A 13,713-nucleotide genomic window follows, 5' to 3' on the forward strand; every position below is an offset into this window, starting at 1 on the left:
CCCTGAGATCCCAAAAAAGTTTATGCCGCCAGCAGTTCTTTCGCATTCGCGAGCGTATTACGGGTGACTTCACTGCCCCCCAGCAGGCGTGCCAGCTCCTGCAAGCGTGAGCGTTTATCCAGCGGCTTCATGTGCGTTTCCGTCATTTCGCCATCGGTTTCCTTGCTAACGATAAAGTGGTGATGACCACAGCCGGCGACCTGCGGCAGGTGAGTCACACACATAACCTGCGTCGATTCACCCAACTGACGCAGCAGTTTGCCGACAACGGCCGCGGTCGGGCCGCTGATACCCACATCCACTTCATCGAAAATCAACGCCGGGGTTTCCATTTTACGGGCGGTAATCACCTGAATGGCCAGGGCGATACGCGACAGTTCACCGCCAGAAGCCACTTTCGAAATCGCCTGTAAAGGCTGGCCCGGGTTGGTGGTGACGCGGAATTCTACGCGGTCTGCGCCTTCCGCCGTCAGGTGATGCTCTTCAAAGCGAACATCAATAGTGAACACCCCATGCGGCATCGCCAGCGTATGCATGCTGTCGGTAATATGCTGGCTAAGCTCCAGAGCATAGTGCTGTCGCACGTCGTGCAGCCGTTTCGCTGTTTCCAGCGCCTGCTGATGATGCAGATTAACCGCCAGAGACAAGGTTTCGAGGGAATCGGCCTGATCGTCCAGCTGCTGCTGTTCCTCCAGCAGAGACTGATAGTAATTCGGCAGCTCTTCCGGGGTAACGTGATGCTTACGCGCCAGTGAAATCTGACGGGAGATGCGTTGCTCAAGCTCGAACAGACGGTTCGGGTCGAGATCCAGACGTTCACAGTAGTGGCGCAGCTCATCCCCGGCTTCTGAAATCTGAATTGCGGCCTCTTCCAGCATTTCCAGTACGCCAGAAAGCTTATTGTCCATGCCGGTCAGTTCGGTCACAAGCTGACGCACGGTATATAGTTGGCTCTGCAAATTCACGTCTTCGCCATCCGCCAGCATGTTCAGGGCATTCTGACTGATGGAAAGCAGCTGACCGCTGTTGGCCAGACGCTTGTACTCCTCGTCGATTTGCTCAAATTCACCCGCCTGAGGGTTAAATTCGTTCAGCTCTTTCAACTGATATTCCAGCAGCTCGGCGCGCGCGGTACGCTCCTGGCTTTGCTGTTGATGCTGCGCAAGTTCGCGGCAGCTTTGATGCCACTGACGATAGTGCTCAGCCATGAGTTGAGTAAGCGCGTACTCACCCGCGTAGCCATCGAGCAAGGCTTTCTGCTGCTCGGGTTTGATTAGCTGCTGGTGCGCGTGCTGACCATGGATCTGGATGAGCAGCTGGCCCAGCTCGCGAAGCTGGGAAAGGGGAACCGCTGTACCATTGATAAAACCGCGGGAGCGGCCGTCACTGCTGATGACGCGACGAAGTAAACACTCACGTCCATCTTCCAGCTGGTTCGCTTCCAGCCATCGCAGGGCGGCAGGCGTGTCTTTTAACGAGAAGCGGGCGCAGAGATCGGCACGGGCCGCACCTGTGCGCACCATATCACCCTCTGCACGACCGCCGAGGCACAAGCCGAGGGCATCAATGGCAATGGATTTACCTGCACCGGTTTCACCGGTAATCGCCGTCATTCCACTATGGAAGTCGATCTCAAGCTCACGAACAATGGCAAAGTTGCTGATGGTCAGTTGTGCCAGCATAATTGTTTTCCTGTATGAAAAACCATAACTGTGTTTGTATACAGTATAAACTGGTTTTATATACAGTAAAGCGCTGGATGTAAAATCAGAACAATTTTTTTGACCAGCCGAGTTTTGAGCTTAATGTATTGAAATAACTGTAATCTTTTGGATGGATAAGGTTCAGGTGATAATCGCAGCGGCGAATGAGGACATCTTCTCCTTCCTGAATGGGAAGCGCAATCTGGCTGTCGCAGCTGATCTCCAGGTCGCTGCGGCGATGTGAAAAACGCAGGCGGATGGTGCTGTCGCCGTTGATCACCAGCGGACGCGCCGAGAGCGTATGCGGGAACATCGGCACCAGGGTGATCGCATCCAGCGATGGCGTCAGGATTGGGCCTCCGGCTGAAAGCGAGTAGGCAGTTGACCCCGTCGGGGTTGAAATAATCAGCCCGTCAGAGCGCTGCGAGAAAGCGAAGATTTCGTCGATATAGACTTCGAACTCGATCATGTGCGCCACTTTACCAGGGTGGAGAACCACCTCGTTAATAGCGGTGCTGATGCGCTTCTGGCAATCCTGCTGGCAGACCTGGGCTTCAAGTAAAAACCGTTTTTCACTGATATAGTGACCTTCCAGCACGTCCGCCAGCTGCTGTTGCGCATTGTCAGGGTCGAGGTCGGTCAGGAAACCAAGATTGCCACGGTTAATACCAATAACCTTAATATCATAGCGAGCCAGCGTTCGCGCCGCGCCCAGCATATTGCCGTCGCCGCCGACCACCACGGCGAGATCCGCCTGCTGGCCAATTTCCGCCAGCGTGCCGGTTCTGACGCTTTTAAGCTGCAACTCCTGGGCGATCTGCTGCTCGACCATCACTTCATAGCCTTTACCACACAGCCAGCGATACAACATTTCATGTGTCGTCAATGCGGTAGGGTGACGCGGATGGCCGACGATCCCAATACACCTGAAATGATTATTCATTTTCTGGAGGTCCTTGTGCCTGATGAATGATGACAATCTGCCTTGTTCCCTTGAATCCAGGAAACTGATCCCCATAATAAGCGAAGTTAGCGAGATGAATGCAGAAAAACGCGGAGAAATTCATGAGTAGTAAAGAACAGAAAACGCCTGAGGGGCAAGCCCCTGAAGAAATTATCACGGAACAGCACGATGAAGTTGAGGCAGTAGAGCCAGACACGTCTGCTGAGCAGGTGGACCCGCGCGATGAAAAAATTGCCAATCTGGAAGCTCAGTTGGTAGAAGCGCAGAATCGCGAACGCGATGGCGTACTGCGTATCAAAGCGGAAATGGAAAACCTGCGCCGTCGTACCGAGCTGGACGTTGAAAAGGCGCACAAATTTGCGCTGGAGAAATTCGTCAACGAACTGCTTCCGGTGATCGACAGCCTGGATCGCGCGCTGGAAGTGGCGGATAAAGCTAATCCGGATAATGCGGCGATGATTGAAGGCATCGAGCTGACGCTGAAATCCATGCTGGATGTGGTGCGTAAGTTCGGTGTTGAAGTGATTGCCGATACGGATGTACCGCTGGATCCAAACGTTCACCAGGCCATTGCGATGGTGGAATCCGAAGACGTTGCCGCGGGTAACGTGCTGGGCGTGATGCAGAAAGGGTATACCCTGAACGGTCGTACTATTCGCGCTGCGATGGTGACCGTGGCGAAAGCGAAAGCGTAATTTGCCGACCCGTAGTGCCGGGTGGCGGTTTCGCCTTACCCGGCCTACAACATTACTCGGCGATACTTTCGCGTAAAGGTTTAACGGGCAGGACCTTCACCTGCTTAATCATATTGTCCTGAACGTCCAGAATATCAATATCATACTGCTCAATGCGCACGCGCGTGCCTGCCGCCGGGATCTCTTCCAGCGCTTCCAGGATCATTCCGTTCATCGTCCGCGCTTCGTCTTCCGGCAAATGCCAGTTAAACGCTTTATTGATTTCACGAATGTTGGCGCTGCCGTCGATAAGCACTGACCCGTCGTTTTGCGGGGTGACTTCTTCTGCAAGGGAAGGCGACATTGACGTGGTAAAGTCCCCGACAATCTCTTCCAGAATATCTTCGACCGTCACCAGCCCCTGTATGTCGCCGTATTCATCCACCACCAGACCGACTTTCTTCTTGTTTCGCTGGAACTTCACCAGCTGCGTGCTGAGTGGGGTGCCTTCCGGCACGTAGTAAATTTCGTCGGCGGCGCGCAGCATCACTTCTTTGGTGAACTCGTTTTTCTCAGTCATCAGACGATAGGCCTCGCGCACACGCAGCATGCTGATGGCATCGTCGAGAGAATCGCGATAGAGGACGATACGCCCGTGCGGGGAGTGCGTCAGCTGGCGGACAATGGCCTTCCAGTCGTCGTTAATATCAATCCCGACGATTTCATTGCGCGGCACCATAATGTCGTCAACGCTGACCTTTTCCAGATCCAGCACCGACAGGAGCATGTCCTGATTGCGACGGGAGATCTGCGAGCGGGATTCGTTCACGATGGTACGCAGTTCGTCTTTGCTGAGCGCGCTACTGATGGTGACGTCTGCCTTTATACCAACCATGCGCATCAGCACCCGTGTCACCATATTCAGCAGCCAGACCAGCGGCATCATCAGAATAAGCAGCGGTGCTAACAGGAAACTGCTCGGGTAGGCGACTTTTTCCGGGTAAAGCGCCGCGATGGTTTTGGGCAGCACTTCCGCAAACACCAGCACCACAAACGTGAGCACACCTGTGGCAATCGCCACGCCTGCGTTGCCGTACAGACGCATCCCGACGATGGTGCCCAGTGCAGAGGCGAGAATATTGACCAGGTTGTTACCGATAAGCACCAGGCTAATCAGACGGTCCGGCTTACGCAGAAGCTTTTCGACACGACGCGCGGCACGGTTACCCTGCTTGGCGCGATGACGTAACCGGTAGCGGTTCAGCGTCATCATGCCGGTTTCAGAGCCAGAGAAATAAGCGGAGATGACCACCATGATGACCAGAATGACGATCAGCGTGGTGGTAGAGATGTGTTCCAGGGGGAACTCCTTTTGTTACTTAGCCAGCAAATTGCTGTATGAAGCGGCTACCAAAATAGGCAAGCGTGAGAATGCCCGCACCCGCAACGTTGAACCAGACCACGCGACGACCGCGCCAGCCTTCATGATAATGGCCCCATAACAGGACAATATAGACAAACCACGCGATGATGGAGAGGACCGCTTTATCGATATTCTCCACGCTGAACAGGTTCTTCATATAAAACAAGCCCGTGCACAGCGTCAGCGTCAGCAAAACCACGCCGACCTGGGTGATATGGAACATCTTACGCTCAATCACCATCAGCGGCGGCATTTCATGGTTAAACGCCAGCTTTTTATTTTTCAGCTGGTAGTCGATCCAGGCGAGCTGCATGGCGTAAAGGGCGGCGATGATCAGCGTCGCGTAGGAGAATAGAGACAGGCCGATATGCACCAGCATCCCCGGCGTGGCTTCCAGATGCGTAATAAACTCATTGGGCATGAACGTGGCTAACGCCAGGTTGATCAGCGCAAAGGCGTAGACTATCGGCAGCAGCAGCCAGCCACGATTTTTAGACGCGACAATGGTCATGACCGTACAGATCATCAGGCTGACCAGCGAGCCGACGTTCAGCACGCTCAGATTTTGCACGCTGCCGTCGCCGGGAATGATGCGTGATTCCAGCGCAAACGCATGGCTAATCAGTGCGATCACTGCCGAAAGAATAGCCATGCGCCGCCAGCCGCTGTTTTTTTGCAGCAGGCCAGGAATGATCAGCGCGAGGCTGACAGAGTAGGCAACAAGGGCGATCAGTGCGAAAACAGGCATATAGGCGTCGACAGTTGTCTTAATAAGAAAGAGAAGCAGTATAACGTTACGTGACGCCTGCTCCAACCGTTGCATAACAACAAAGGCGCCTTCATGTTATACTCCGGCAAAATTCTGTGTATGTGTCGCCCAGGCGACCTAACGTTTCTACCCCAGGCGAGAGACAATGTTTGATAATTTAACCGATCGTTTGTCGCGCACGCTGCGCAACATCAGCGGCCGTGGACGCCTCACCGAAGAGAACATCAAGGAAACGCTGCGCGAAGTGCGCATGGCGCTGCTGGAAGCAGACGTTGCGTTGCCGGTCGTGCGTGATTTTATCAACCGCGTGAAAGAGAAAGCGGTTGGTCATGAAGTTAACAAGAGCCTGACTCCGGGTCAGGAGTTCGTCAAAATCGTCCGTAACGAGCTGGTTTCGGCGATGGGCGAAGAGAATCAGGTGCTTAACCTGGCGGCTCAGCCACCGGCCGTCGTGCTGATGGCGGGTCTGCAAGGTGCGGGTAAAACCACCAGCGTCGGTAAGCTGGGGAAATTCCTGCGCGAAAAGCACAAGAAAAAAGTGCTGGTGGTTTCGGCGGACGTGTATCGCCCGGCGGCGATCAAACAGCTGGAAACGCTGGCCGAGCAGGTTGGCGTAGACTTCTTCCCGTCCGACGTGGCGCAGAAGCCTGTTGACATCGTTAACGCGGCGCTGAAAGAGGCGAAGCTGAAATTCTACGACGTGCTGCTGGTGGATACCGCCGGTCGACTGCACGTTGACGAAGCGATGATGGACGAAATCAAGCAGGTTCATGCTTCTATCAATCCGGTAGAGACCCTGTTTGTTGTCGACGCCATGACCGGTCAGGATGCGGCAAACACCGCAAAAGCGTTTAACGAAGCCCTGCCGTTAACCGGCGTGGTGCTGACCAAAGTCGACGGCGACGCTCGCGGCGGTGCGGCGCTGTCTATACGTCATATCACTGGTAAGCCAATTAAGTTCCTCGGCGTGGGCGAGAAAACCGAAGCGCTGGAGCCGTTCCACCCGGATCGTATTGCCTCCCGTATCCTCGGCATGGGCGACGTGCTGTCGCTGATCGAAGATATCGAAAGCAAGGTTGACCGCGCGCAGGCTGAAAAACTCGCCAGCAAGCTGAAAAAAGGTGACGGTTTCGATCTGACCGACTTCCTTGAGCAACTGCGTCAGATGAAAAACATGGGCGGTATGGCAAGCCTGATGGGTAAACTGCCGGGTATGGGGCAGATCCCGGATAACGTCAAATCCCAGATGGATGACAAAGTGCTGGTGCGTATGGAGGCAATCATCAACTCGATGACGCTGAAAGAGCGCGCGAAGCCAGAAATCATCAAAGGTTCCCGCAAGCGCCGTATCGCAGCCGGTTGCGGCATGCAGGTCCAGGACGTTAACCGCCTTCTGAAACAGTTCGACGACATGCAGCGCATGATGAAGAAAATGAAGAAAGGCGGCATGGCGAAGATGATGCGCGGCATGAAAGGCATGATGCCGCCCGGTTTTCCTGGGCGATAATCGCTTTTGAGATTGCTTTTTGCCCGAAAATGAGTAAAATTTTCGGGCTTTTAATATGACACCCGGGCTCCGTTCCTCGATGGGGCCCGGTTGTTTTATTCACACAAGAGGATGTTATGGTAACTATTCGTTTAGCACGTCACGGCGCTAAAAAGCGTCCGTTCTACCAGGTTGTTGTGACTGACAGCCGTAATGCACGCAACGGTCGCTTCATTGAGCGCGTTGGTTTCTTCAACCCACTGGCCTCTGGCGCAGAAGAAGAAACTCGTCTGGATCTGGATCGTATCGCTCACTGGGTTGGCCAGGGCGCTACTGTTTCCGATCGCGTTGCTACGCTGATCAAAGCAGCAAACAAAGCAGCTTAATCTGTCACGGTGGTCATGATGAGCAATAAAGCACCTGTTGAACCGATCGTATTGGGAAAAATGGGTTCTTGCTACGGTATCCGTGGTTGGCTCAGAGTGTTTTCCTCCACTGAAGACGCTGATAGCATTTTTGATTACCAGCCCTGGTTTATCCAGAAAGCCGGTAAGTGGGAAGAGGTCGAGCTGGAAAGCTGGCGTCACCACAATCAGGACATCATCATCAAGCTGAAAGGCATTGACGATCGAGATGCCGCGAATGCGCTGACTAATTGTGAAATTGTCGTGGATTCGTCGCAGTTGCCGCAACTGGAAGAGGGTGACTACTACTGGAAAGACCTTATGGGTTGCCAGGTAGTGACCACTGAAGGCTACAGCCTGGGGAAAGTCATCGACATGATGGAAACCGGGTCAAATGACGTTCTCGTCATTAAGGCAAACCTGAAAGATGCATTTGGCATCAAGGAGCGGTTGGTCCCGTTCCTCGATGGACAGGTTATCAAGAAAGTCGATCTCACTACTCAAACCATTGAAGTAGATTGGGATCCTGGTTTTTAAATTCTCCGGATAAACGGTAAAAGACGGCGCTATGTGGATTGGCATAATTAGCCTGTTTCCTGAAATGTTCCGCGCGATTACCGATTACGGGGTAACTGGCCGGGCAGTAAAGAATGGCCTGCTGAGCATCCAGAGCTGGAGTCCTCGTGACTTCACGCATGACCGGCACCGTACCGTGGACGATCGTCCTTACGGCGGCGGACCGGGGATGTTGATGATGGTGCAACCCTTACGGGACGCCATTCACACAGCAAAAGCCGCGGCAGGTGAAGGCGCGAAGGTGATTTATCTGTCACCTCAGGGACGCAAGCTTGATCAAGCGGGCGTGAGCGAACTGGCGACGAATCAAAAGCTGATTCTGGTCTGTGGTCGCTACGAAGGGATAGATGAGCGCGTAATTCAAACCGAGATTGACGAAGAATGGTCTATCGGCGATTACGTTCTCAGCGGTGGTGAGCTACCAGCAATGACGTTGATTGACTCCGTCGCCCGGTTTATTCCGGGGGTTCTGGGCCATGAAGCTTCGGCAACGGAAGATTCCTTTGCCGATGGATTGCTGGACTGTCCACACTATACTCGTCCTGAAGTGTTAGAAGGGATGGAAGTCCCGGCAGTGTTACTGTCTGGAAACCATGCCGAGATACGTCGCTGGCGTTTGAAGCAGTCGCTGGGCCGGACCTGGCTTAGAAGACCTGAACTTCTGGAAAACCTGGCTCTGACTGAAGAGCAAGCAAAGTTGCTGGCCGAGTTCAAAACCGAACACGCGCACCAGCAGCATGAACATGATGGGAAAGCGTAATACGCTCCCGAATATCAGTTTACCCAGGATAAGAGATTAAATTATGAGCAACATTATTAAGCAACTTGAACAAGAGCAGATGAAGCAGGACGTACCTTCCTTCCGTCCAGGTGACACCGTGGAAGTGAAAGTATGGGTTGTTGAAGGTTCCAAAAAACGTCTGCAGGCATTCGAGGGCGTGGTTATCGCTATTCGTAACCGCGGTCTGCACTCTGCATTCACTGTTCGTAAAATTTCCAACGGCGAAGGCGTTGAGCGTGTCTTCCAGACTCACTCTCCGGTAGTTGACAGCATTGCTGTTAAACGTCGTGGTGCTGTACGTAAAGCTAAACTGTACTACCTGCGTGAGCGTACTGGTAAGTCTGCTCGTATTAAAGAGCGTCTGAACTAAGATTCGCTTAAGCGACATCCTGTCAGAAAGGGCTGGCCGAAAGGCTGGCCCTTTTTTTATCTCATAGCAACTCTCGCGTTAACCCTTCCGTCATAAATCATTTACAATGTTCGCCTCTTGGGTGGAGGGTAAGTGGATAACGTACTGCATCAGCATAGCTGGAAACGCGCAGCGGCATTGACCGCGCTGTTTGCGATCCTGCTGATCGTCGTGGCGCCGCTGATCTCCGTCTCGCTGCAAAAAGATCCCATGAGCGCCATGCCGGGCATGCACCATGACATGAGCATGATGTCGATGGACGAGCATCATGGGGATATGCCGCATTCCATGCCAGTTGACCATGCGGAAGCCTGCGGCTACTGCGTGCTGTTAGCGCATGTGCCGGGCGTGATGCTGGCGCTTATCGTTCTGCTCAGCGTGGTGTTGCAGCGGTTGCGCATGAAGCCGCCTCGTCAGGCGGTCAGCCACTGGCACTTTTTCCCCTGGCTTTACCCCGATACCCGCGCGCCGCCGCGTCGGTCTGCTTTCTCCCTTTAAAACAAAATCACTCACTTTTTGCCTTAAAAAGGAAAAGTATGACTACCTGCACTCCGCGCGCGGCATGGGGAAACCTGCTGCGTCGCCTCCATTTCTATATCGGGCTGTTTGTTGGTCCGTTTATTTTCTTCGCAGCGCTGACCGGTACGCTGTATGTCGCCACGCCGCAGCTTGAAAATGCGCTGTACCATCATGCACTCCACACGGATGCCGTGGGTGAGGTGCAGCCTCTTGCTGCACAAATTGCCGCGGCCGAAAAGGCTGTAGAATCAGACCTGCGTCTGCATGCCGTTCGTCCGGGGCTGGAAGAGGGCGAAACGACCCGCGTGATGTTTGCCGACCCGGCGCTGGGTCCCTCCGAGCATCGGGCTATTTTTATTGATCCCGCCAGCCTTGAGGTTCGAGGGGATATGACCGTCTACGGCACCAGCGGGATTTTACCGCTGCGTCAGACTATCGATTACCTGCATACCTCGCTGATGCTGGGCAACCTCGGACGCCTCTATAGCGAGTTAGCCGCCTCGTGGATGTGGGTTGCTGCCCTGGGCGGGATCGCGCTGTGGTTCTATACCCGACCGAAGCGCCGTATTAACAATCGTTTCCAGAATCGTCGTCGCCTGCATGTGATCTTAGGCTGGACCTTACTGGCGGGAATGCTGCTGTTCTCAGTCACCGGGTTAACCTGGTCACAATGGGCCGGTGGCAACGTCGATAAGCTGCGTGCAGAGATGAACTGGCTGACGCCGCAGGTAAACACCACCCTTTCCGGTGCGCCGGAAATGATGGATGAACACGCCGAACATCGTGGTCATCACGGCGGAATGTCGATGCCTGAAATGCCTGTTGAACTGTCGCTTTTTGACAGCGTATTGCAGGCCGCCCGCCAGTCAGGAATTGATGCTAACAACGTTGAGATCCGTCCGGCAAGCAGGGTCGACCAGGCCTGGACGGTGACGGAAATCGATCGCCGCTGGCCGACGCAGGTTGATGCCGTTGCCGTGGACCCCCACTCTCTGAAGGTGCTGGACAGGACTCGCTTTGGGGATTTCCCGCTGATGGCTAAACTCACCCGCTGGGGCGTGGATTTCCATATGGGGATCCTGTTTGGTCTGGCAAATCAGCTGCTGCTCATCGCGTTTGGCGTTGCGCTGTGCGTGCTGATTATCTGGGGATACCGGATGTGGTGGATGCGTCGTCCTGCGACGTCAGCCGCGAACCCGGTACAGACGCTCTGTCAAAGCTGGCTGGCATTGCCGCTGTGGGGAAGAGGAGTGACGTTCATGATAAGCCTCCTGCTGGGGCTGGCGTTGCCGGTAATGGGCGTCAGTCTGGCGGTATTTATCGTGATTGACTGGCTGCGCTGGCGAGCGGCTTCAGGCGTGTCGCTCGCCGGCACATCCGCTAAATAGCCTTAAGGCGTGCTGATAACTACCGCAACACGGCGGTTTTCAGCGCGCCCTTGCGCAGTACGGTTGCTGCTGAGAGGGTATTTTTTGCCTAAACCCCGCGTAGTGAGGTTGCTGCGCGGGATGTTCGCGCCCTTCGCCCAGGCATCCGCTACAACATTGGCACGTTTTAACGAAAGCGCTTCGTTGTAGCTCTCTTCGCCATAGTTATCCGTATGGCCGTCCATCCGGGCGTGATTCAGACCGGTTGCCGCCAGACGTGAGGCCATAGTCTGGATCTGCGTTTCACTTTCCGGACGCAGTCTGGCGTCATTTTTATCAAACAGGATCTTATCCGACAGGCCCAGGGACCAGTCGCCATTCAGTTCGTTAAAGCCGTAGGACTTCATGGCCGCGATTTGCTCTGGTGTGAATTTACCCTCCGGCGTCTGGCACCCGGACATAACCAGAGATGCCAGTAACAACGGCGCGAAGTATCGCTTCAACATATCGTCTTCCTTTCAGGGTGTTGTTTTCGAACGCTGGTTTTTGACCAGGTACATATTGCGATCGGCTTGCTCCAGTAATGCCTCGACGGAGGCATTTTCCCACGCCAGAGCAAAGCCAATGCTGAGTGACATTGATGCTGTGTGTCCGTTATGCAGATCAAACGGACGGATAAATTGCTGCGACAGCGCAGCGCAAATATATTCGACCTCACGCGCGGTGTGGACGCCATAAAGGATCATGGCAAACTCGTCGCCGCCAAGACGGTAAGACTGATGACGTTTTTCGCCAAATTCGACCATCCTTTTTGCGGCTTCGATCAGTACGCAGTCGCCCGCGGCATGGCCCCAGGTGTCGTTAATAAACTTGAAGTTATCACCATCCAGGAAGAGCAGGGCAGAATTGGTCTTTGCCGAAGCGTCATTCATTAAGGCCGCAATGTTGTTGCGAAACGCGGCGCGGTTTGCAAGCCCCGTGAGCGGATCGTGCATGGCGGTACGCAACAGTTGAGCGTTTTTCGCCTGTAGCTTGAGCTGCCACTCTTCCATTTCATCCAGCAGGCTGTTGAAGTCTTCACCAAACTGGTGGAACTCTTCGATGCGGCCTTCCGTTACCCGGCGAGAGAAGTTGCGGTTGGTACGGACGTCATGCACAACGTCAGTGATGTTTTGCATTTCAACAACCATGCCATGATGTAGCGAGCGGGTGATGGTCAATGCGACGGCAGAGGCAAAAAGAATGCAGCCGGTGAGGACCGCAAATGAGAGCCAGATAAAGTGGCTAATCAGGCTGTCTCGTGCGGTCAGACGAATTTCGCCAATCACATTACCGTTATGTATGATGGGCTGTGCGACAGGAACAGGGAACAACCACCGGTTGACCAGCGCGCCCAGCGTGTCGGTATTATCCGCCGGGTTCCACGACCACCAGGCAAACCGTTTATGATGTGCATTAAGCACTTCCGCCACAGCAAATTGCCCCTGCTTGCCGAGGGTCGCCAGCGTTTCATTTGCCGCCACGGCATCGTTGAACACCAGAGAAGCCTCAAGGCTGTGGCTCATGGTGGCGCCGGTGAGTTCGAGGTTTTTTTGCGCGTATTGCTTTAATGTCACCACGGAAGCGAAACACAGCAGCAACCATATAAACGTCATCGTTATAATGACGCTTATCATGCTGATTCGCCGCAACGTTCTTTTAAACGTCGGACGCGGTGTTGGTGTGACTTCCTTATTCATGCTTCTTATTCCGTGCGAGCATTAATACATCCGGATTGACTCTTACGCCACTGCGCGTCAGCGCATCCAGATTTACGGAAAACCTGACCTTGTTGTGCTCTATTATCAGACAAAATGCGCTGCCAATAACGCATTCAGGATTTTGCTCTGACATTAATAGCAACGCCTGGCCCTGATATTGATTTATTATTTCCTGTTGTTTTGTCGGCGACTCGCTCCCGAAATAGAGGGCATCACACCTTGCTGCGAGTGCTTCCCGATCGCTATGCACAATGACAGGACTATAGGGCAACGGGTTGTGTTCATCTTCACTGCTGAGCGCCTGTCTGTAATGGGAAGAGGCATAAATACAGAGCTTAGGCTGGCCGGACAGTGCTGGCCATCGGGTGTAGCTCACAATGCCAGAAACAATCGAACGTACTGATTTATCCGTTTCCGTGAACGAGCCTGCCCTTGCAGGGCTCACCAAAATGAACAGCATTAGCGCCAGGGGGAGGTGAAGCAAAGCGATCAAGAATGTATTTCTCATCAGAATCCGCCAAACCGCCCCGGAAATAGATGCCCTTATGAATTTCCGGCAGAATACCATTCTTTCTCAAAGCCGTCATTATGTCAGAAATATCCCTGTCTTGACCTAAGCTAAATCTTACAGAGCACGATATTCAAAGTAATTTAGGCAGGCTCAATTAAGTCTGCTGGAATTCATACTTTTATTCATTTTTGTTGCCAGAATTTATGTAGCCACGCAACTTTCCCTCAATTCACCCGAGGATAATTAAGCTAACGGCCAGCGCCGGGATAGCGTGCCTGGTGTGAGCGTAGACTGGCGTTAAAAGCGTATGTGTAATTTTATGTTTACGATTTTAACCTGTGATTTGGCATTTAAATGGCTGCTGTAA

The 13,713-nt window shown here is 53.6% G+C and carries 15 protein-coding genes; 8 read left to right on the top strand and 7 right to left on the bottom strand.

What is annotated here, in order from left to right; translation table 11 throughout:
- Window positions 1-20 precede the first annotated feature (20 nt).
- Window positions 21-1,682, bottom strand: a complete 1,662-nt coding sequence (recN, locus tag ACOTZP_RS04735) for a DNA repair protein RecN (protein ID WP_022649071.1) — start codon at window positions 1,680-1,682, stop codon at window positions 21-23.
- Between the two features lie 85 nt (window positions 1,683-1,767).
- Window positions 1,768-2,646, bottom strand: coding sequence for an NAD(+) kinase (nadK, locus tag ACOTZP_RS04740; protein ID WP_022649070.1), 879 nt, complete (start codon window positions 2,644-2,646; stop codon window positions 1,768-1,770).
- 122 nt (window positions 2,647-2,768) lie between these two features.
- Here nadK and grpE point away from each other — a divergent pair, with 122 nt between their 5' ends.
- Window positions 2,769-3,362, top strand: coding sequence for a nucleotide exchange factor GrpE (gene grpE, locus ACOTZP_RS04745; protein WP_003863126.1), 594 nt, complete (start codon window positions 2,769-2,771; stop codon window positions 3,360-3,362).
- Between the two features lie 52 nt (window positions 3,363-3,414).
- Here the strand turns inward: grpE and ACOTZP_RS04750 are convergent, their stop codons facing one another.
- Entirely contained in the window at window positions 3,415-4,701 is a 1,287-nt protein-coding gene (locus ACOTZP_RS04750) for an HlyC/CorC family transporter (protein ID WP_026094274.1), read from the bottom strand.
- A 19-nt stretch (window positions 4,702-4,720) separates the two neighbouring features.
- The gene (locus ACOTZP_RS04755) at window positions 4,721-5,512 is read right to left on the bottom strand and encodes a cytochrome C assembly family protein (protein ID WP_014832951.1); all 792 of its coding nucleotides are present in this window, start codon (window positions 5,510-5,512) and stop codon (window positions 4,721-4,723) included.
- A gap of 166 nt (window positions 5,513-5,678) precedes the next feature.
- Between ACOTZP_RS04755 and ffh the strand changes: the two genes are divergently transcribed.
- From ffh to ACOTZP_RS04790, 7 genes are all read left to right on the top strand, one after another.
- Window positions 5,679-7,040, top strand: a complete 1,362-nt coding sequence (gene ffh / locus ACOTZP_RS04760; protein ID WP_003863132.1) for a signal recognition particle protein — start codon at window positions 5,679-5,681, stop codon at window positions 7,038-7,040.
- A gap of 116 nt (window positions 7,041-7,156) precedes the next feature.
- On the top strand, window positions 7,157-7,405 hold the full coding sequence (gene rpsP, locus ACOTZP_RS04765; protein ID WP_022649067.1) for a 30S ribosomal protein S16: 249 nt from the start codon (window positions 7,157-7,159) through the stop codon (window positions 7,403-7,405).
- A gap of 15 nt (window positions 7,406-7,420) precedes the next feature.
- Window positions 7,421-7,960, top strand: a complete 540-nt coding sequence (rimM, locus tag ACOTZP_RS04770; RefSeq protein WP_003863136.1) for a ribosome maturation factor RimM — start codon at window positions 7,421-7,423, stop codon at window positions 7,958-7,960.
- 31 nt (window positions 7,961-7,991) lie between these two features.
- Entirely contained in the window at window positions 7,992-8,759 is a 768-nt protein-coding gene (gene trmD / locus ACOTZP_RS04775; protein WP_003863138.1) for a tRNA (guanosine(37)-N1)-methyltransferase TrmD, read from the top strand.
- Window positions 8,760-8,802: 43 nt separating this feature from the next.
- Entirely contained in the window at window positions 8,803-9,150 is a 348-nt protein-coding gene (gene rplS / locus ACOTZP_RS04780; RefSeq protein ID WP_002914145.1) for a 50S ribosomal protein L19, read from the top strand.
- A gap of 132 nt (window positions 9,151-9,282) precedes the next feature.
- Entirely contained in the window at window positions 9,283-9,687 is a 405-nt protein-coding gene (locus ACOTZP_RS04785) for a DUF2946 domain-containing protein (protein WP_022649065.1), read from the top strand.
- 38 nt (window positions 9,688-9,725) lie between these two features.
- Window positions 9,726-11,096, top strand: a complete 1,371-nt coding sequence (locus tag ACOTZP_RS04790; RefSeq protein WP_032625638.1) for a PepSY-associated TM helix domain-containing protein — start codon at window positions 9,726-9,728, stop codon at window positions 11,094-11,096.
- Between the two features lie 2 nt (window positions 11,097-11,098).
- On the opposite strand, the gene ACOTZP_RS04795 is transcribed toward ACOTZP_RS04790, so the two are convergent.
- The 3 genes from ACOTZP_RS04795 to ACOTZP_RS04805 are packed head-to-tail and all read right to left on the bottom strand — an operon-like array spanning window position 11,099 to window position 13,343.
- On the bottom strand, window positions 11,099-11,581 hold the full coding sequence (locus ACOTZP_RS04795) for an OmpA family protein (protein ID WP_023298405.1): 483 nt from the start codon (window positions 11,579-11,581) through the stop codon (window positions 11,099-11,101).
- A 12-nt stretch (window positions 11,582-11,593) separates the two neighbouring features.
- Window positions 11,594-12,814 carry a diguanylate cyclase DgcN gene (gene dgcN / locus ACOTZP_RS04800; RefSeq protein ID WP_032625633.1) on the bottom strand — a complete coding sequence of 407 codons (1,221 nt, stop codon included), beginning with the start codon at window positions 12,812-12,814 and terminating at the stop codon, window positions 11,594-11,596.
- Window positions 12,807-13,343, bottom strand: coding sequence for a YfiR family protein (locus tag ACOTZP_RS04805; protein ID WP_032626196.1), 537 nt, complete (start codon window positions 13,341-13,343; stop codon window positions 12,807-12,809). Before ACOTZP_RS04805 ends, dgcN begins: the two co-directional genes overlap by 8 nt.
- Between the last annotated feature and the right edge of the window lie 370 nt (window positions 13,344-13,713).

It is taken from the genome of Enterobacter cloacae complex sp. SYL001, from assembly GCF_049237025.1.
Taxonomy (GTDB): domain Bacteria; phylum Pseudomonadota; class Gammaproteobacteria; order Enterobacterales; family Enterobacteriaceae; genus Enterobacter; species Enterobacter intestinihominis.